Below are 18,676 nucleotides of genomic sequence, written 5' to 3' on the forward strand. Positions count from 1 at the left end.
TGCTGCCCGAAAAACGAACCCCCAATTTAGAACGGGCTTAAAAAACAAGGGGTTGCGGAGTGTTTCTACTTTGTAACAACGTAAAGAGTTTGAAATCTCGTAGCCGGCAATGGGTGCAAACCCCGATAATGCCGACTCGAACAGCGTAGGGATTTTGACAGCATGAATGTCAACGACCGCGAACCCTGCGCGTTTACCGCCTGAACCGCCGCTTGTGTCCATCCAGGACTTCACAACCGCGTCGGTCAGTGTGCCGGCTACCGGCGCGGTTAGCGGTATGGAACGCCTGGTGGGGCGCGCGGCAAAGAGGCCGCAGCCCGCAAGGTCGATTGTCAAAATTGCAGTACTAAGCCCGATTTATTACGAGGAAGGAGTTCACCACTATGCGAATCGCTCAAATCGCTCCGTTGCACGAGGCGGTTCCTCCCAAGCTGTACGGCGGCACGGAACGGGTGGTCTCCTACCTGACCGAAGCGCTGGTGGAGCAGGGTCACGACGTCACGCTCTTCGCCAGCGGCGATTCGATCACCTCGGCAAAGCTCGAAGCATTCTGGCCGCAGGCGCTGCGCCTCGACCCGACGATTCGCGACGTGATGGCTCCGCACATGCTGCTGCTCGAAGAAGTGCGCCGCCGCGCGGACGAATTCGACGTGCTGCACTTCCACATCGACTACTACCCGTTCTCGCTGTTCCAGCGCCAGCCGGTGCCGTTCGTCACGACCATGCACGGCCGTCTCGACCTGCCCGAACTGCAGCCGATCTTCACCGCATTCAATGACGTGCCGGTCGTCTCGATCTCGGACAACCAGCGCATCCCGCTGCAACAGGCGAACTGGCAGCAGACCGTCTACCACGGCCTGCCCGAAGACGTGCTCAAGCCGATTCCGAACGTCGAGCCCGGCTACCTTGCATTCCTCGGCCGCGTTTCGCCGGAGAAGGGCCTTGACCGCGCGATTCGCATCGCCCAGCAGGCGGGCATGAAGCTCAAGGTCGCCGCGAAGATCGACAAGGCCGACCGTGCCTACTACGAAGAAGTCATCAAGCCGCTGATGGCGTTGCCGCACGTCGAGTACATCGGCGAAATCGGCGAGCATGAAAAGCGCGAGTTCCTCGGCAATGCGCATGCACTGGTGTTCCCGATCGACTGGCCGGAGCCCTTCGGTCTCGTCATGATCGAAGCCATGGCCTGCGGTACGCCGGTCATCGCGTTCAAGCGCGGCTCGGTGCCCGAAGTCATCGAGAATGGCGTGTCGGGTTTCGTCGTCGAAGACGAAATCAGCGCAGTCGCTGCGCTCAAGCGCCTGCCGACGTTGTCGCGCGAGAAGGTGCGCGGCGCGTTCGAGGCGCGCTTCTCGTCGAAGGTGATGGCGCGCAACTATGTGGCCGTGTACGAAGACCTGCTGCGCCAGAAGCACCGCACGGTGCTGCGCGAAGTCAACGCTGGCTAATAATGTTGACTGGCGTTCGCTAGCCAACGTCGGCTTGGTCCGCGCGTTTGCAAGACCCGCGCTCAGGCAAGCCGCTGCACGGGACGCGCCGCACGCGCGTTCCCCGTTTCTCCAACGCCCCGGTGCTGTGCACCGGGGCGTTGTCGCATTTGTGCCGCACAGGGCGCGCGAGAACATGCAAAGACCGCTTGCGAGCGTGAGGGGTAACAGCAATGTCCCTATAATGGCCGTTCCGCGAAATCCGTAATTTATTCACGAAAGCTGCGCGCGACGACCGCGCAAGACGTTGCATGACGACCACAGCGCAACCCAAACGCGACCTCAGGAGAAGTGCCTTGGCGAGATCCCGACCGACGCGCGCCGCCGCCGTTCCCGGTGCCGGGAAGATGTTTGCGCTGCGCGCGATCGGTCTCGTGATTCTTGCGCGCTGGCTCCACTCGATGGGGGATATGAATTTTCTGGTGGCGCTGCGGGGCATGGCCTCGTCGCCAGTCGCTTGCCTGAACCTCGTCTTCCTGTTTCTGCTGATCGTGTTGCCCGGCGCGCAGGCCCGCGTCGAGCGGCCGTTCCATCCGCTGCCTCAATGGCTGCGCCAGACGTTGCGCATGTTCGGCGTGCTCGGCTGCCTGTTCGCGCTCTGGTCGATCGGCGTATTCGTCTGGGCCGACGGCTGGCGGCGTGCGGTGGAGGCGATCGAGGTCACCAACGGTTGGCTCGTCGTCGCGCCGGCGCTCTATGCGGCCGTGGTCTGGATCTGCCGCCCGCGCGCATTGTGGCGTAGCAACGTGGCGGCGCGGCGCTTCGCGATCGGGCGCTACGCGGTATCGGTCGACGCCGCGACGCGCACGACCATCGTCTGGCTCGAAAGCCGCAAAGTCGGGCAGTACGACGCGCGGGAGCTGTCGGTGCGCTGGCCGACGGATATGCAACCGGCCGCCGATATGGCATGTTCCGCGCCCGCCGATGCGCCCGTGGCCGGCGCGACACCGGCCCAATCCGGCGCCATCGCCGACACCGCGAGCCCGGCGCCGGACGCTGAATCGTTCGCCCCGGCGATATCGACCGCGTCAACTGTATCGACCGTATCGACGGTATCGACCGTATCGGCGACATCCCCCGCGCCGGCTGCGAGCAGCGTTTCTGCCGTTCCGGCATCGCCGCGTCATGCCGCGCCCGCGCGCACCGTCGGGCGTCGGCCGATGATCGAGTTGCTGTGGGACTCGCCAGCAGCGGCGGGACACAATCACCAGACTGTCATGCGCGTGCGGCTCGCCACCGAAGGCGACCGTGTCGCCGCACGCGCGCTCGATACCGCTCTCAAACAGACCCCGCCCGCTGCGTTACCGTGAAAGGCGCGCCGGGCGAGCCACCAGGCAGTACCGCTTGAGGCAGTCCTCGCGCGGAGCAGGTTTCGCGCAAGCTTGTCGATCCCGTCGTCGTTTCGAAGGAGTCGCGATGCTCATACGCTGGTTGCTTGCCGCCATTCATCTGCTGGCCTTCGGCCTGGCGTTCGCATCGATCTTGCGGCGCACGCGCGGCCTGCGCCGTTGCACCTCCACCGAGGCGCTGCCCGCGATCTTCAGTGCCGACAACGGCTGGGGCATCTCGGCGGTCCTGCTGATCGTGACGGGAGCGGCGCGTGCGTTCGGCGGGTTCGAAAAGGGCGCGGACTACTACCTGCATGAGCCGCTCTTTCACGTGAAGATGGGTGCGCTCGTATTGATCTTGTTGCTTGAGATTGCACCGATGATGGCGCTACTGCGCTGGCGGCTCGCCGTGCGCCGTGGCGATGTGCCGGATCTCACCAGCGCAACGAAGTACGCGCGTATCGGCGCGTGGCAGACGGTGCTGCTCATCGTGATGGTGCTCGCCGCGACGGGGATGGCGCGCGGAGTCGGGATCGGCGTGGGTGACGCGTAGCTGAACTCGCTACGAGCGGGTGGCGGATGAGGAGGGCGGTTTGTATCGGCATCCTTGTTACAGCCGCTTGTTATTGTCGGATTCACGTGCCGGAAATGAAAAAACCCCGTTGCATGCGCAACGGGGTTTTTAATCTTCGGTGCTTGTCTTTACCAACACCAGAATTCTGGTGGGTAGTACTGGGATCGAACCAGTGACCCCTGCCGTGTGAAGGCAGTGCTCTACCGCTGAGCTAACCACCCGAAGAGATTGAAATTATGCCGGGCGTTTCCGATCTTGTAAAGCCCTTTTTTAAGTATTTTGCACAGTGGCCGCATTCTCTTCAGCGGGGGGCCGATTGGGTCGATTGCGTGCGCCATACCGAGGTGCCTTTGATCGATTTGTCGAGACCGTCGAGCAGCGCTTCGTGCGCAGCGAGTTCTTCCTCGCTTGCGACGATCACGGGTAGCACGAGCGTCTCGAACGTCACGCGCGGCGTTGCCACGCTGCCGGTGGTCTCGACCGTGCTCGTCATGTCGATGACGAGACTTTCCTGGCCACGCGTCATCGCCAGATAAACTTCGGCGAGCAGTTCCGAGTCGAGCAGTGCGCCGTGCAGCGTGCGGTGCGCGTTGCTGATGCCGAAGCGGTCGCACAGCGCGTCGAGCGAATTACGCTTGCCGGGGAAGATCTGCTTGGCCTGCACCAGCGTGTCGATCACTTCGCCGCAATGCTCCTTGAACGACGGCTTGCCGAGCAGCGCGAGCTCGGCGTCGAGAAAGCCAATATCGAACGGCGCATTGTGGATGATGATGTCGGCGTCGCGCACGAAGTCGAGGATTTCGTTGGCGACCTCGGCGAACTTCGGCTTGTCCGAGAGGAACTCGGTCGTCAGGCCGTGTACCGCGAGCGCGCCCGGATCGCTGTCGCGCTCGGGGTTGACGTAGAAGTGCAGGTTCTTGCCCGTCAGCCGGCGATTGACCAGCTCGACGCAGCCGATTTCGATGATGCGGTCGCCCGTGCGGGGGTTCAGGCCGGTGGTTTCGGTATCGAGAATGATCTGTCGCATGTCGTTTGAAGCGTGATTGCGTGGAGGCAGGGGCAGAGCGTAAAGCAGCGGATGAAAAAACGCGTAAAAAAACGCGTGAAGCGATGCGCGCTACACGTCCGGCTTAGAGTTCGGCGAGCGTGGCGACGCCGCGGTTCGCGAGTGCGTCGGCGCGTTCGTTCTCCGGATGCCCGGCGTGGCCCTTGACCCAGCGCCACTCCACCTCATGTTGTGCGACGAGCGCGTCGAGGCGTTTCCACAGGTCGTCGTTCTTGACGGGCGTTTTCGCGGCTGTCATCCAGTTCTTCTTCTTCCAGCCGTGGATCCACTCGCTGATGCCTTTCTGTACATACTGCGAGTCGGTGTGCACGATCACCTTGCATGGACGCTTGAGCGCGTCGAGCGCGGCGATCACCGCCATCAGCTCCATGCGGTTGTTGGTCGTGCCGGGCTCGCCGCCGAACAGTTCCTTTTCCTGCGCGCCGAAGCGCAGCAGCGCGCCCCAGCCGCCGGGGCCGGGGTTGCCCTTGCAGGCACCGTCCGTGAAGATTTCGACGAAATCGGGTGAGCTCATGAGTCCTTGTTGCGAGTGGGGGAGGGAGTGGTGGCGGCGGGTTTCAGGCTCGCCGCAAGCACCGGTTTCTTGACCTTTAGCGGGCCGACGAGCCGCATGCCGCGCACGCGCTTGATGGCCGATACCATATAGATGGCGCCGAAGATCGGCCACCAGCGGTCGCCGGCGGCCTCCATGAAGGTGTAGCGCCCGAGCCATTTCTCGCTGGCGAGCGGCGGACGATAGCAGCCGAAGCGGCCGCGTTCAAGCTCGAAGCCCAGCAGCTTGATCCAGTCTTTCAGGCGCGTGAAGGCGATCAGGTCTTCGCGCGCGGGCAGGAAGGGATGTCCCGTGAGCCTGGCCGCTGACTGGCGCGCGCCCCACAGCGAGAGCGAGTTGAAGCCGACGATCAGCAACTGCCCTTCGGGCATCAGCACGCGTTCGGCTTCACGCAGCAGGCGGTGCGGGTCGCTCGTGAATTCGAGCGTATGCGGCATCACGATGAGGTCGACGCTCTGCGCCTCGAACGGCAGATCGAGATGGTCGCACCAAACCGTGCTGCGATCCGCCGGCGCGTGGGGCACGGGCGGATGCTGCAAATCGGACAGCGGCTGAGCGCCCGGCACGGTGTACGGCGCGCTCGTGGCGCTGGCCGCGTCGAGCACGAGGCCCCGGCACGACATGCGGTTTTCGCGCAGCGCATCGAGCTGCGGCAGGCCGAGCTGCAGCGCATGGTAGCCGAAGATGTTCGACACCACGCGGTCGAGCTGCTCCTGCTCCCAGCCCAGCACGTACCTGCCTGCGGGCGATCCGGTCCAGGCGGGCCAGTCTATAATCGTTCGGTCAGACATGTCGAAAAGTTCGCCGCCCCATGAAGAGTCCGCTTGAGCACGCATCCGTGCCAGCCGCCGCGCTCGCCGCCGCGCTTGAATACATACCGGTTCCGGCTTTTGAAGATAACTACATCTGGGTCGTGTCGGACGGCCGCAATGCCGTTGCCGTCGATCCGGGCGACGCCGCGCCGGTTCGCGCATATCTGGCGAAGCGAGGCTGGCGGCTCGTCGCTATTTTACTCACCCATCACCACAACGACCACGTCGGCGGGGTGGCCGACCTCCTTTCGGATGAGTGCGTGCCGGTGTACGGTCCGGCGAGCGAGGCGCTCGGCCTGCTCGACGCGTTTGTTACGCGCGTGAAGGGCGGCGATGCAGTGCATCTTGATGCGCCGGCGCTCGACCTCAAGGTGATGGACGTGCCGGGGCATACGCGCGGGCATATCGCTTATTTCCAGGCGGCCGACCCGTCGGGCACGCCACATCTGTTCTGTGGTGACACGCTGTTCGCCTGCGGCTGCGGACGTCTCTTCGAGGGCACGCCCGCGCAGATGCTCGCTTCGCTCGATTCGTTCGCGGCACTGCCGGGTGCCAGCCAGGTGCATTGCGCACACGAATACACGCTTTCGAATATTCGTTTCGCGCTGGCCTGCGATCCGGACAATGCCGATCTGCGCGACTGGAGCCATCAGGCACATGCGATGCGCGAGCGCGGTATCCCCACCTTGCCCACCACTATCGCGCACGAGCGTGCCGTCAACCCCTTTCTGCGATCCGGCGATCCGGCCGTTCAAGCAGCGCTTGCCGAGGCGCTGCATGAAACGGTGACGGACCGGCTGGCCGCGTTCGCGCTGATGCGCGAATGGAAGAATCGGTTCCGCTGACCCAACGGGTCGCGGGGGTATCCTCATCCCAAAAGTATGGAACGTCGTCCAAGCTGCGGATTTTCTTGAGGTTTTTCCAATTATTCCGATTGACGGAAACGTGTGCGTTCCGTACTATCGGCTCCAAATTCCCGCCATTAGCAAGTAGACGTTCATGCGATTTATCCTAAGCGCGCTGCTGGTTCTCATGCTCGCCGCCTGTGCGAGCGGGGGGCCGAATGCGAACTCGCTTTCCCCGGCCGATCCCCAGGCGCGCGCCGACGCCATCCGCAAGACCTCCGCCGCGAAAGAAACGATCAACGTCGACAAAGGCTCGGTCGACCAGCTCACGAGCCCCGACGCCGATCTGTGGGCGCGTATCCGCCGCGGCTTCCAGATGCCCGACCTGCAGAGCGATCTGGTCGACATGAACGCCCAGTGGTATGCCCAGCGTCCCGACTATGTCGCGCGCATGACCGAGCGTTCGCAAAAGTATCTCTATCACATCGTCGAGGAGCTCGAGGCCCGGCATATGCCGACCGAGCTCGCGCTGCTGCCGTTCATCGAGTCCGCGTACAACCCGCAGGCGCTCTCCGTCGCGAAGGCGGCTGGCATGTGGCAGTTCGTGCCGGGCACGGGCCGCACCTACAACCTCAAGCAGAATATGTGGCAGGACGAGCGCCGTGACGTGCTCGCCTCCACCAGCGCGGCGCTCGACTATCTCTCGCGCCTGCACGACATGTTCGGCGACTGGTATCTCGCGCTCGCCGCCTACAACTGGGGTGAGGGCAACGTGCAGCGCGCCATTGCGCGCAACCAGGCGGCCGGTCTGCCGACCGACTACCAGAGCCTGCGCATGCCCAATGAGACGCGCAACTACGTGCCCAAGCTGCAGGCGGTCAAGAACATCGTGATGAACCCGCAGCAATATGGGCTCGCACTGCCGTCCATTCCCAACCACCCGTATTTCGTCACGGTCACCACGTCGCACGATATCGATGTGGACGTCGCGGCCAAGCTCGCGAACATGACGCCTGACGAGTTCCGCTCGCTCAACCCGTCGTTCAAGAAGCCGGTCATTCTCGGTACGAGCGATCCGCAGATCCTGCTGCCGTTCGATAACGCCAGCGCGTTCGAGCGCAACCTCAAGTCGTATTCGGGCCAGCTTTCTTCGTGGACCACCTACACGACCGACTCGCGGGCCACGCCGGCAGCCATCGCGCAGAAGATCGGCGTGGACGCGGACACGCTCATGTCGGTCAACAAGATTCCGGCAGGCATGCGCCTGAAGGCGGGCTCGACGCTCGTGGTGCCGCGCACTGACGATGGCGACGACGAGGACATCAGCGCCGACGTTGCCGAAAGCGCCGTGCTGGCCATGGAGCCGGACGTGCCCGATACGCGCAAGATGCTGATCCGCGTGCGCCGCAAGCAGTCGATGGAAGCGCTGGCGGGGCGTTACGGTGTCTCGGTCGGTCAGCTCAAGGCATGGAACAAGACGCACCGCGACCTCGTGAGCCCTGGTCAGGTGCTCGTGCTGCACGTGCCGGTCGGCAAGACGATGCCGAGCGAGCCGGGGCCGGAGCGTCTGGCGACGAATGTATCCGGCGGTGGCGTGCAGCGCATCGGGACCCGGGTTGCAGACACGGGCTCCAAGTCGCGCTACGATAAGAAACACGGTCGCGCGCATACTGGGGTCGTCAAGGTTTCCGAACCGGTCAAGGCAAAGGCTTCCAGCGCCGCGCCCAGCAAGGCGTCGAAGGGTGCGGCAAGCCGCCCGAAGGCCGAAACCCAAACGCAGAAGCACAAATCCAAATAGCGGCTGGCGAAGGGTGCTCAGTCGTGCGCTGCGGGGGCAGTGCGCGATGTTTCGCTCCGATCACTTTTGCCACTTGTTTCTCGCGCCGTCACCTCGCCAGGTGGCGGCGTTTTCGTTTGTGAGTCGTTTGTGGGGGCGGTTGTGAGCGAAAAAAGGCGGGCGATCGTCGCGCCGGCCCGCTCCGGATGAATGGCGCTCCGCTTGCTGGTGCTTGCTGTGTACTTGCCGGCGCCTATAGTGGAATGGGCGCTGCCCCGGCTTGGGTCGGTGCCTCGCCCGATGGGCGCCATCCCGAAATTTGAAAGAAAGGGCGTTTTCGCGCTATAATTTCAAGGTTTGAGCTTATCAACCCGCACCCTAGCGCCTACCTCCCCCATCCGTTCATCCGCCGCCCGCGCTTTCCGTTTCTACTGGCTGGCTGCCGCCCGATCGAGCGTCACAAACGCTCCTTCGCTGCCCGGCGCCCAAACACGGTCAAACACGGATAAGTCGCGTAACGAGCAGACTGTGGAGCGTGCCGCGCGCGCGTCCTGATCGCTACGATAAGGACGCCGACGCCGCAGCCGCTCCCAGGTCGCAAGACACGCAACGTCGGATAACAGGTCGGCACAGGGTGCTCCCCCAAGGAGTCTCCCGTGTTGCCGTCATTCTCTCCCGCTCTGCTCGCGCTCGCCGACGGCACGGTCTTTCGTGGTTACTCGATCGGCGCGCCGGGTCATACGATCGGTGAAGTCGTGTTCAACACGGCCATCACCGGTTATCAGGAAATCCTGACCGACCCGAGCTACGCTCGCCAGATCGTCACCCTGACGTATCCGCATATCGGCAATGTCGGCGTCAACGCCGAAGACGTCGAAGCCACGAAAGTCCATGCCGCCGGTCTGATCATTCGAGACCTGCCGACGCTTGCCTCGAACTTCCGCATGGAGCGCACGCTCGGCGACTACCTGAAGGACGAAGGCGTGGTCGCCATCGCCGGCATCGATACGCGCAAGCTCACGCGTATCCTGCGCGAGAAGGGCGCCCAGAACGGTGCGATTCTCGCGGGCTCGGACGACGAAGCCAAGGCCATCGAACTCGCGCGCTCGTTCCCGGGCCTCGCGGGCATGGACCTCGCGAAGGTCGTCTCGACCGAAAAGCCGTATGAGTGGACGACCACCGAGTGGCGCCTGGGCGAAGGCTACCGCACGCAAGCGGCACCGAAGTACAAGGTCGTGGCGTTCGACTTCGGCGTGAAGCAGAACATCCTGCGCATGCTGGCCGAGCGCGGCTGCCATGTCACCGTGCTGCCGGCGCAGGCCACCGCGGCCGACGCGCTCGCGCTGAACCCAGACGGCGTGTTCCTCTCGAACGGCCCCGGCGACCCCGAGCCGTGCGACTACGCGATCAAGGCCACGCAGGAGTTCATCGCGCGCGGCATCCCGACCTTCGGCATCTGCCTCGGTCACCAGATCATGGGCCTCGCGCTCGGCGCGAAGACCATCAAGATGAAGACCGGCCACCACGGCGCGAACCATCCGGTGAAGGATCTTGGCGATGGCCGCGTCGTCATCACGTCGCAGAACCACGGCTTTGCCGTGGACGCCGACACGCTGCCCGCGAACACGCGCGTCACGCACGTCTCGCTGTTCGACGGCACGCTGCAAGGTTTCGAACTGACCGACAAGCCGGCGTTCTGCTTCCAGGGCCACCCGGAAGCGTCGCCTGGTCCGCAGGACATCGGCTATCTGTTCGACCGTTTCACCACGCTGATGGACAGCGCCAAGGGCGACAAGCGCACGGCGGCCGCGTAAGCGCACGCAACGAACGGACGGCGAGCGAGAGAGCAGGGCGCGCAGCGAGCCGCTTGAAGAAGCAGCCCACGCGCGACGCCCAGCGGCGAGCGGCAAGGCGTGACTCGGTAAGCGAAGCACGTGCCGCCCGCTGCAAGAAGGAAAGACACAGGAATATTTAGCGAGAGCGTTATGCCCAAGCGGACAGACATCAAGAGCATTCTCATCATCGGCGCGGGGCCGATCATCATTGGCCAGGCCTGCGAGTTCGACTACTCGGGCGCCCAGGCGTGCAAGGCGCTGCGCGAAGAAGGCTACAAGGTCATTCTCGTCAACAGCAATCCGGCGACGATCATGACCGACCCGAACACGGCCGACGTCACCTATATCGAGCCGATCACGTGGGAAGTGGTGGAGCGCATCATCGAGAAGGAGCGCCCGAACGCGATCCTGCCGACGATGGGCGGCCAGACCGCGCTGAACTGCGCGCTCGACCTGCATCACCACGGCGTGCTCAAGAAGTACAACGTCGAGCTGATCGGCGCGTCGCCGGAAGCGATCGACAAGGCCGAAGACCGCCAGAAGTTCAAGGACGCGATGACGAAGATCGGCCTTGGTTCGGCGAAGTCGGGCGTGGCGCATTCGATGGAAGAAGCGACCAAGGTTCACGCCGAGATCGCCGCGTCCACCGGCACGAGCGGCTACCCGATCGTGATTCGTCCGTCGTTCACGCTCGGTGGCTCGGGCGGCGGCATCGCCTACAACCGCGAAGAGTTCGAAGAGATCTGCAGGCGCGGTCTCGACCTCTCGCCCACGCGCGAACTGCTGATCGAAGAGTCGCTGCTCGGCTGGAAGGAATACGAGATGGAAGTGGTCCGCGACAAGGCGGATAACTGCATCATCGTCTGCTCGATCGAAAACCTCGATCCGATGGGCATCCACACCGGCGACTCCATCACGGTCGCGCCGGCACAAACGCTCACCGACAAGGAATACCAGATCCTGCGCGACGCCTCGCTCGCAGTCCTGCGCGAGATCGGCGTGGACACGGGCGGCTCCAACGTGCAGTTCTCGATCGACCCGCGCACGGGCCGCATGATCGTGATCGAAATGAACCCGCGTGTGTCGCGTTCGTCGGCACTGGCCTCGAAGGCCACGGGTTTCCCGATCGCCAAGGTCGCGGCCAAGCTGGCAGTCGGCTACACGCTCGACGAGCTGCGCAACGAAATCACGGGCGGCCAGACGCCGGCCTCGTTCGAGCCGACCATCGACTACGTCGTCACGAAGATTCCGCGTTTCGCGTTCGAGAAGTTCCGCGAAGCCGACCCGCGTCTCACCACGCAGATGAAGTCGGTGGGCGAGGTGATGGCGATCGGCCGCACCTTCCAGGAGTCGTTCCAGAAGGCGCTGCGTGGCCTCGAAGTGGGCGTCGACGGTCTCGACGAGAAGACCACTAGCCGTGACGAAGTCATCCGCGAGATCGGCGAAGCCGGTCCGGACCGCATCTGGTACGTGGGCGACGCGTTCCGTGTGGGCATGACGCGCGAAGAGATCTTCGAAGAAACCGCGATCGATCCGTGGTTCCTCGCGCAGATCGAAGAGATCGTCCGCAAGGAAGAGGCCGTCAAGGGCCGTACGCTCGAAAGCCTCTCGAAGGACGAACTGCGCTTCCTCAAGCAGAGCGGCTTCTCGGATCGCCGTCTGGCGAAGCTGCTCGGCAGCAACGCCGCGGACGTGCGCAAGCGCCGTATCGAGTTGAACGTGCGCCCGGTCTACAAGCGCGTGGATACCTGCGCGGCCGAGTTCGCCACCAAGACTGCCTATATGTACTCGACCTATGAGGAAGAGTGCGAGGCGAACCCGACCACCAACAAGAAGATCATGGTGCTGGGCGGCGGCCCGAACCGGATCGGCCAGGGTATCGAGTTCGACTACTGCTGCGTGCACGCCGCGCTCGCGATGCGCGAAGACGGCTACGAAACGATTATGGTCAACTGCAACCCCGAGACCGTTTCGACCGACTACGACACGTCCGACCGTCTGTACTTCGAGCCGCTCACGCTCGAAGACGTGCTCGAAGTCGTGGACCTGGAAAAGCCGGTTGGCGTGATCGTGCAGTACGGCGGCCAGACGCCGCTGAAGCTCGCGCTCGACCTCGAGGCGAACGGCGTGCCCATCGTCGGTACCTCGCCGGACATGATCGACGCGGCCGAAGACCGCGAGCGCTTCCAGAAGCTGCTGCAGGACCTGAACCTGCGCCAGCCGCCGAACCGCACCGCGCGCGCCGAAGACGAAGCGCTCAAGCTCGCCGACGAAATCGGCTACCCGCTCGTCGTGCGTCCGTCGTACGTGCTGGGCGGCCGCGCCATGGAAATCGTCCACGAGCCGCGCGACCTCGAGCGCTACATGCGCGAGGCCGTGAAGGTGTCGAACGATTCGCCGGTGCTGCTCGACCGCTTCCTGAACGACGCGATCGAATGCGACGTCGACTGCATCTCCGATGGCGAAGCCGTGTTCATCGGCGGCGTGATGGAGCACATCGAGCAGGCGGGCGTGCACTCGGGCGACTCGGCGTGCTCGCTGCCGCCGTACTCGCTCTCGCAGGAAACCGTGACCGAACTGAAGCGTCAAACGGCCGCGATGGCCAAGGCGCTCAACGTGGTCGGCCTGATGAACGTGCAGTTCGCGATCCAGCAAGTCCCGCAAGATGACGGTTCGAAGAAGGACATCATCTACGTGCTGGAAGTGAACCCGCGCGCTTCGCGTACCGTGCCGTACGTCTCGAAGGCCACGAGCCTGCCGCTCGCGAAGATCGCGGCGCGCGCGATGGTCGGCCAGAAGCTCGCACAGCAGGGCGTGACGAAGGAAGTCGTGCCGCCTTACTTCAGCGTGAAGGAAGCGGTGTTCCCGTTCGTCAAGTTCCCGACCGTCGACCCGGTGCTCGGACCCGAAATGCGTTCGACCGGCGAAGTGATGGGCGTGGGCAAGACCTTCGGCGAGGCGCTCTTCAAGTCGCAGCTTGCGGCCGGCTCGCGCCTGCCGGAGTCGGGCACCGTTTTCATCACCGTGATGGACGCGGACAAGCCCAAGGCCGTCGAAGTCGCGCGCATGCTGCACGAGCTCGGCTACCCGCTCGTCGCGACGCGCGGCACGGCCGCCGCGATCGAGGCGGCCGGTGTGCCGGTGAAGGTCGTGAACAAGGTGAAGGACGGTCGTCCGCACGTGGTCGACATGATCAAGAACGGCGAGATTTCGCTCGTTTTCACGACGGTCGACGAGACCCGCGCGGCGATCGCCGATTCGCGCTCGATTCGCATGAGCGCCCAGGCGAACAAGGTCACGTACTACACCACGATGTCCGGCGCACGCGCTGCCGTCGAGGGGCTGCGCTACCTGAAGAACTTGGAAGTCTATGATTTACAAGGCCTCCATGCTCGCCTAAACTAAGGCTTCGATTGTCTGTCCAATATTAATAAGGCAGACAACAGGCTGAATACAAGGCTGAATGCGCCGCGGTTAAGCGGCGTCCCAACAGGGTTTTCAGGCTGCGCCAGTGCGCGCTGTCGCCCTCGCGGGATGCACTTAACCGCGGTGATTTTTTTTATGGCCGCAACGATTTTTCGTGCGGCATCAATACGGCCCCAATGGGCTGAACGAGTTGTTTTTATGAGCACGATTCCCTTGACCAAGCGCGGTGCAGACCAGCTTCGCGGAGAACTGCAACGCCTGAAATCCGTCGAGCGTCCGGCGGTCATCAATTCGATCGCTGAAGCGCGCGCGCAGGGCGACCTGTCGGAAAACGCGGAATACGATGCCGCGAAGGAAAAGCAGGGCTTCATCGAAGGCCGCATCGCCGAAATCGAATCGAAGCTGGCGGCGGCCCAGATCATCGACCCGGCGGCGCTCGAAGCCGACGGCCGCGTGGTGTTCGGCTCGACCATCGACCTCGAAGACCTCGAGTCGGGCAAGACGGTCACCTATCAGATCGTCGGCGACGACGAAGCGGACCTCGAGCACGGCCTGATCTCCGTAAGCTCGCCAATCTCCCGCGCGCTGATCGGCAAGTCCGAAGGCGATGTGGCCGAAGTGCAAGCCCCCGGCGGCGTGCGCGAGTATGAAATCATCGACGTCCGCTACATCTGACGGTCCTGGTGGCGTACCCGATACATGCCCAAGGACGTGCCCAGTAACGTGAATTCATCGACGAATTCGGTCAGCACGGCTTCGCCGCTCATGGCGCACCGTGTGTTCACGCTGCTCGCCATGCTGTGGGTGGGCAGCCAGGTGACGATCGGTTACGCGGTCGCGCCCGTGTTGTTCACCTCGTTGGATCGCATGGTGGCGGGGTCGCTTGCCGCGCAGCTCTTTCGTATCGAAGGCATGCTCGGCGTCGTGAGCGGCGTGCTGCTGCTCGGGCTTGCGAACGTGCTGATTCGCCGTGGCGAGACGGGTTATCGCCGCCTGCGCTGGCTGCTGGTCGGCATGCTGCTGTGTGTGCTGATCGGCTATTTCGCGCTGCAGCCGTTCATGAACGCCATGCGCATGAATGCCATGCAGGCTGGCGTCGATATCGCCCATTCACCTTGGGCAAGCCGCTTCGGCATGCTGCACGGCGTGTCGAGCGTGTTCTATCTGGTCGAAAGTCTGTTGGGCGCCTGGCTCGTCTGGCTGCTGCCGTCCGCGCGCGGTGCGCAGGCGCAGCGCTGAGGCGCTGCTTGACTGGTTGGCGCACGCTCTCCATTCCGGCAAAAAGATAAAAAAAGCGCGGCACAGTGGCCGCGCTTTTCTTACTTCGAGCCTTGATGGGCTCGCTTCGAGCTGGTCTGGCGCTTCTTGGCGCGCTTGACGTTGCCGCCCTGAGTGACGCGCTCGTTGCCTTTGACGACGACCTTCTGCGACTTCGGCTTGCGCATCGGGTTGTCGGACGGCTTGACGACCTTCACGGTGCGAGGCGCTGCGCCGTGCTTGCCCGCTTCGCGCGCGCTCGGCACGTCGCCGGCGGGGCGCTTGACGGTGCCTCGCGCGCCGGCGCGGGCCATGGTGGTGGTCGGCTTGGCTTGCTCGGGCTTGTAGATCACGAGCAGCTTGCCGATGTGCTGGATGGGCGCCGCGTTCAGGCGATCGCAGATTTCTTCGTAGATCGCGATGCGTTCTTCGCGCTCGTCGCCGAACACGCGTACCTTGATGAGCTGGTGAGCGTCGAGGTGTACCTTGATTTCCTTGAGGACGGCGTCGGTCAATCCCTCGGCGCCGATGAGCACGACCGGTTTGAGCGCGTGAGCCTCGGAGCGCAGTTCGGAACGCTGTTCGGCAGTAAGAGTGAGGGCGGGCATGGGATGTGGCAGACTCGACTAAAATGACGGCGCCCGCCAGTCAGCATGTAAAGCCGGCACGGCAGGCCACCCTGATGAGGGGCCGCCAGGCGGGGGGCGCGTCGAAACAATGGAAAACCGTGGAGAACGGCGTGGCGCGGGCTGATGCCGGCGAGCGAGGCGGTGAGAACCGCGCGCCTGCAACCGGACGAGCCGCGACGGCCGCACGAATTAAACGCGTATTATCCGCTAAAAGCGCGATATCACGCAGCAAGAGTTCACCTTTAATGGCAAAAAACCGCTTCAATCAGTCGTGGCTGCACGACCACATTAACGATCCGTACGTGAAGATGGCGCAACGGGAGGGTTACCGCGCCCGCGCCGCGTACAAGCTGAAGGAAATCGACGAGCAGGACAAGCTGATCCGCCCGGGCATGGTGATCGTGGATCTCGGCGCCGCGCCGGGCAGTTGGAGCCAGTACGCGCGCAACAAGCTCGCGCAGAGCTCGAAGCGCGACGAGCAGCGCGAGGGCGGAATCGACGGCACGATCATTGCTCTTGATCTCCTGCCGATGGAGCCCATCGCCGACGTGCAATTTCTCCAAGGCGACTTCCGCGAGGACGACGTGCTCGCACAACTGGAAGAAGCGGTGGGCGGCCGGCCGGTGGACCTTGTAATTTCCGACATGGCGCCCAATCTGTCGGGAGTGGCGTCGGCCGACGCCGCGCGGATCGAACACGTCTGCGATCTCGCGCTCGAGTTTTCGCAGAATCATTTGAAATCCGATGGCGCCCTTTTAGTAAAATGCTTTCACGGCAGTGGCTACAGCCAGATTGTCGAGAAGTTCAAGCATCAGTTCAAGGTCGTGGCCGCGCGCAAACCGAAGGCTTCGCGCGATAAATCGTCCGAAACGTTTATATTGGGTAAACATCTGAAGCGACCCCGTTAATGACCCAGTCGGCTGGGTGTCGCAAAAGATCGGTTCCGGCGCAGCACGCGTTGCAAGGACTGTAAAGATCGCCTCGAATCGGCTTCGAGACACAGTCCGGATAAGGCGCTCAGGCTATTTCCGTCTTAGCGAAACGTTATGGCGAGCCCCTGCGTACTGGATTAGAATGCTTTGGTGGTGTCGCAAGGCAAATGTAGGCGCCCGTCTATGAGTGAAGGAGTGGTGCTTTGAACAACAACATGTTTTCGAAGGCAGCGGTGTGGCTGGTAATCGCACTGGTGCTGTTTACGGTGTTCAAGCAGTTCGACAAGCCCCGTGTCCAGGAAGGCGTTTCGTACTCGCAGTTCATGGACGACGCGAAGGCCGGCAAGGTCAAGAGCGTCGTGGTGCAGGGGCGGAACCTCACGGTCACTCCGGCTGACGGCCAGAAGTATCAGATTGTCTCCCCAGGGGACATCTGGATGGTCGGGGACCTGATGAAATATGGCGTGCAGGTGAGCGGCAAGGCTGACGAAGAGCCCAATGCGCTCGTTTCCGCGCTGTACTACCTTGGACCAACGATCCTGATCATCGTGTTCTGGTTCTACATGATGAGACAGATGCAGGGAGGCGGCAAAGGCGGGGCGTTCTCGTTTGGTAAATCGCGCGCCCGTCTGATCGACGAGAACAACAACGCGGTCAACTTCTCCGACGTCGCAGGCTGCGACGAAGCCAAGGAAGAAGTGTCCGAGCTCGTCGACTTCCTGCGCGATCCGCAAAAATTCCAGAAGCTGGGCGGGCGCATCCCGCGCGGCGTGCTGCTGGTCGGCCCTCCGGGTACCGGTAAGACGCTGCTCGCGCGTGCCATTGCCGGCGAAGCGAAGGTGCCGTTCTTCAGCATCTCGGGTTCGGACTTCGTGGAAATGTTCGTCGGTGTGGGCGCGGCCCGCGTGCGCGACATGTTCGAGCAGGCCAAGAAGCATGCGCCGTGTATCGTGTTCATCGACGAAATCGACGCGGTCGGTCGTCATCGCGGCGCCGGCATGGGCGGCGGCAACGACGAGCGCGAGCAGACGCTCAACCAGATGCTGGTCGAGATGGACGGCTTCGAGGCCAACTCGGGCGTCATCGTGATCGCGGCAACCAACCGTTCGGACGTGCTCGACAAGGCGCTGCTGCGTCCTGGCCGTTTCGACCGCCAGGTCTACGTGGGCCTGCCGGACATCCGCGGTCGCGAGCAGATCATGAAGGTGCACCTGCGCAAGGTGCCGATCGCCAACGACGTCGACGCAGCGGTCATTGCGCGCGGCACGCCGGGCTTCTCGGGCGCCGACCTCGCGAACCTCGTGAACGAAGCGGCACTGTTCGCGGCGCGCCGCGGCAAGCGCATCGTCGAGATGCAGGACTTCGAGGACGCCAAGGACAAGATCTTCATGGGTCCGGAGCGCAAGTCGGCGGTCATTCGCGAAGAGGCGAAACGCGCGACGGCGTATCACGAGTCGGGCCACGCGGTTATCGCGAAGCTGCTGCCGAAGGCCGATCCGGTGCACAAGGTCACGATCATTCCGCGCGGTCGCGCGCTGGGTGTGACGTGGCAGTTGCCGGAGCACGACAACGAAACCTACTCGAAGGACTATCTGCTTGATCGTCTGGCCATCCTGTTCGGCGGCCGTGTGGCGGAAGAGCTGTTCATGAACCTGATCAGCACGGGTGCCTCGGACGACTTCAACAAGGCAACGCAGACGGCCCGCGCGATGGTGACGCGCTTCGGCATGACCGACGCGCTCGGACCGATGGTCTACGCCGACGACGACGACAACGGCGGCGCGTTCGGCAAGGGCTTCACGCGCGCGATTTCGGAAGCGACGCAGCAGAAGGTCGACGCGGAAATCCGTCGCGTGCTTGACGAGCAGTACACCCTCGCGAAGCGCTTGCTCGATGAGAACCGCGACAAGGTCGAAGCCATGACCGCCGCGCTGATGGAGTGGGAAACGATCGACGCCGATCAGATTAACGACATCATGGCCGGCCGCCCGCCGCGCTCGCCGAAGAGCCCCGCATCGCCGGGCGATGCGCCTTCGTCGGGTGGCAGCACGGGAACCGAGGTCAAGCCCGGTAGCGCCACCGCACCGGCCTGACCGGACACGGCGCCAAATCGACTGAAATTGCGGGCCGGTGTGACGTTCACATCGGCCCGTTT

Annotated in this window: 15 protein-coding genes and 1 tRNA gene; 11 read left to right on the forward strand and 5 right to left on the reverse strand. The window is 63.5% G+C overall.

The window, feature by feature from the left end; translation table 11 throughout:
* Nucleotides 1-383: 383 nt before the first annotated feature.
* The 3 genes from L5014_RS14900 (at nucleotide 384) to L5014_RS14910 (ending at nucleotide 3,368) form a co-directional block, all read left to right on the forward strand.
* Complete coding sequence (locus tag L5014_RS14900; protein WP_238464501.1) at nucleotides 384-1,448, forward strand: glycosyltransferase family 4 protein; 1,065 nt, start codon at nucleotides 384-386, stop codon at nucleotides 1,446-1,448.
* A gap of 335 nt (nucleotides 1,449-1,783) precedes the next feature.
* Nucleotides 1,784-2,797 carry a hypothetical protein gene (locus L5014_RS14905; protein ID WP_238464502.1) on the forward strand — a complete coding sequence of 338 codons (1,014 nt, stop codon included), beginning with the start codon at nucleotides 1,784-1,786 and terminating at the stop codon, nucleotides 2,795-2,797.
* 106 nt (nucleotides 2,798-2,903) lie between these two features.
* Nucleotides 2,904-3,368: a DUF2214 family protein gene (locus tag L5014_RS14910; protein ID WP_238464503.1), complete on the forward strand. Its 465-nt coding sequence runs from the start codon at nucleotides 2,904-2,906 to the stop codon at nucleotides 3,366-3,368.
* 167 nt (nucleotides 3,369-3,535) lie between these two features.
* On the opposite strand, the gene L5014_RS14915 is transcribed toward L5014_RS14910, so the two are convergent.
* From L5014_RS14915 to L5014_RS14930, 4 genes are all read right to left on the reverse strand, one after another.
* Nucleotides 3,536-3,610 (reverse strand) — tRNA-Val (locus tag L5014_RS14915).
* An 80-nt stretch (nucleotides 3,611-3,690) separates the two neighbouring features.
* A complete protein-coding gene (dnaQ, locus tag L5014_RS14920) occupies nucleotides 3,691-4,416 on the reverse strand; it encodes a DNA polymerase III subunit epsilon (protein WP_238464504.1) in 726 nt (241 codons plus the stop codon).
* Between the two features lie 103 nt (nucleotides 4,417-4,519).
* On the reverse strand, nucleotides 4,520-4,969 hold the full coding sequence (gene rnhA, locus L5014_RS14925; RefSeq protein ID WP_129562423.1) for a ribonuclease HI: 450 nt from the start codon (nucleotides 4,967-4,969) through the stop codon (nucleotides 4,520-4,522).
* Entirely contained in the window at nucleotides 4,966-5,799 is an 834-nt protein-coding gene (locus L5014_RS14930) for a class I SAM-dependent methyltransferase (protein ID WP_238464505.1), read from the reverse strand. The genes rnhA and L5014_RS14930 overlap by 4 nt, the downstream gene beginning before the upstream one ends.
* A gap of 20 nt (nucleotides 5,800-5,819) precedes the next feature.
* On the opposite strand from L5014_RS14930, the gene gloB reads away from it, so the two are divergent.
* The 6 genes from gloB to L5014_RS14960 all read left to right on the forward strand — a co-directional run bounded on the left by gloB (nucleotide 5,820) and on the right by L5014_RS14960 (nucleotide 14,942).
* Nucleotides 5,820-6,665: a hydroxyacylglutathione hydrolase gene (gene gloB, locus L5014_RS14935; protein WP_238464506.1), complete on the forward strand. Its 846-nt coding sequence runs from the start codon at nucleotides 5,820-5,822 to the stop codon at nucleotides 6,663-6,665.
* Nucleotides 6,666-6,819: 154 nt separating this feature from the next.
* Entirely contained in the window at nucleotides 6,820-8,463 is a 1,644-nt protein-coding gene (locus L5014_RS14940; RefSeq protein ID WP_238464507.1) for a transglycosylase SLT domain-containing protein, read from the forward strand.
* A 635-nt stretch (nucleotides 8,464-9,098) separates the two neighbouring features.
* Nucleotides 9,099-10,256 carry a glutamine-hydrolyzing carbamoyl-phosphate synthase small subunit gene (gene carA / locus L5014_RS14945; protein WP_238464508.1) on the forward strand — a complete coding sequence of 386 codons (1,158 nt, stop codon included), beginning with the start codon at nucleotides 9,099-9,101 and terminating at the stop codon, nucleotides 10,254-10,256.
* Between the two features lie 171 nt (nucleotides 10,257-10,427).
* Complete coding sequence (gene carB / locus L5014_RS14950) at nucleotides 10,428-13,682, forward strand: carbamoyl-phosphate synthase large subunit (RefSeq protein ID WP_238464509.1); 3,255 nt, start codon at nucleotides 10,428-10,430, stop codon at nucleotides 13,680-13,682.
* A 219-nt stretch (nucleotides 13,683-13,901) separates the two neighbouring features.
* The gene (gene greA / locus L5014_RS14955) at nucleotides 13,902-14,378 is read left to right on the forward strand and encodes a transcription elongation factor GreA (protein WP_238464510.1); all 477 of its coding nucleotides are present in this window, start codon (nucleotides 13,902-13,904) and stop codon (nucleotides 14,376-14,378) included.
* A 90-nt stretch (nucleotides 14,379-14,468) separates the two neighbouring features.
* A complete protein-coding gene (locus L5014_RS14960) occupies nucleotides 14,469-14,942 on the forward strand; it encodes a DUF4149 domain-containing protein (RefSeq protein ID WP_238464576.1) in 474 nt (157 codons plus the stop codon).
* An 80-nt stretch (nucleotides 14,943-15,022) separates the two neighbouring features.
* On the opposite strand, the gene L5014_RS14965 is transcribed toward L5014_RS14960, so the two are convergent.
* A complete protein-coding gene (locus L5014_RS14965) occupies nucleotides 15,023-15,568 on the reverse strand; it encodes a YhbY family RNA-binding protein (RefSeq protein ID WP_238464511.1) in 546 nt (181 codons plus the stop codon).
* A 266-nt stretch (nucleotides 15,569-15,834) separates the two neighbouring features.
* Here L5014_RS14965 and L5014_RS14970 point away from each other — a divergent pair, with 266 nt between their 5' ends.
* Both L5014_RS14970 and ftsH read left to right on the forward strand, forming a co-directional pair.
* A complete protein-coding gene (locus L5014_RS14970) occupies nucleotides 15,835-16,497 on the forward strand; it encodes an RlmE family RNA methyltransferase (protein WP_238464577.1) in 663 nt (220 codons plus the stop codon).
* 227 nt (nucleotides 16,498-16,724) lie between these two features.
* A complete protein-coding gene (gene ftsH / locus L5014_RS14975; protein WP_238464512.1) occupies nucleotides 16,725-18,614 on the forward strand; it encodes an ATP-dependent zinc metalloprotease FtsH in 1,890 nt (629 codons plus the stop codon).
* Nucleotides 18,615-18,676 lie beyond the last annotated feature (62 nt).

Source organism: Paraburkholderia tagetis (assembly GCF_022213065.1).
GTDB classification, from domain to species: Bacteria; Pseudomonadota; Gammaproteobacteria; order Burkholderiales; family Burkholderiaceae; genus Paraburkholderia; species Paraburkholderia tagetis.

What these genes read in the sequence shown, in the direction of transcription:
- L5014_RS14900 (WP_238464501.1), top strand. Translation starts at nt 384, where the DNA reads ATGCGAATCGCTCAAATCGCTCCGTTGCACGAGGCGGTTCCTCCCAAG.
- L5014_RS14910 (WP_238464503.1), top strand. Translation starts at nt 2,904, where the DNA reads ATGCTCATACGCTGGTTGCTTGCCGCCATTCATCTGCTGGCCTTCGGC.
- dnaQ (WP_238464504.1), bottom strand. Translation starts at nt 4,416, where the DNA reads ATGCGACAGATCATTCTCGATACCGAAACCACCGGCCTGAACCCCCGC.
- rnhA (WP_129562423.1), bottom strand. Translation starts at nt 4,969, where the DNA reads ATGAGCTCACCCGATTTCGTCGAAATCTTCACGGACGGTGCCTGCAAG.
- L5014_RS14930 (WP_238464505.1), bottom strand. Translation starts at nt 5,799, where the DNA reads ATGTCTGACCGAACGATTATAGACTGGCCCGCCTGGACCGGATCGCCC.
- gloB (WP_238464506.1), top strand. Translation starts at nt 5,820, where the DNA reads ATGAAGAGTCCGCTTGAGCACGCATCCGTGCCAGCCGCCGCGCTCGCC.
- L5014_RS14940 (WP_238464507.1), top strand. Translation starts at nt 6,820, where the DNA reads ATGCGATTTATCCTAAGCGCGCTGCTGGTTCTCATGCTCGCCGCCTGT.
- carB (WP_238464509.1), top strand. Translation starts at nt 10,428, where the DNA reads ATGCCCAAGCGGACAGACATCAAGAGCATTCTCATCATCGGCGCGGGG.
- greA (WP_238464510.1), top strand. Translation starts at nt 13,902, where the DNA reads ATGAGCACGATTCCCTTGACCAAGCGCGGTGCAGACCAGCTTCGCGGA.
- L5014_RS14960 (WP_238464576.1), top strand. Translation starts at nt 14,469, where the DNA reads ATGGCGCACCGTGTGTTCACGCTGCTCGCCATGCTGTGGGTGGGCAGC.
- L5014_RS14965 (WP_238464511.1), bottom strand. Translation starts at nt 15,568, where the DNA reads ATGCCCGCCCTCACTCTTACTGCCGAACAGCGTTCCGAACTGCGCTCC.
- L5014_RS14970 (WP_238464577.1), top strand. Translation starts at nt 15,835, where the DNA reads ATGGCAAAAAACCGCTTCAATCAGTCGTGGCTGCACGACCACATTAAC.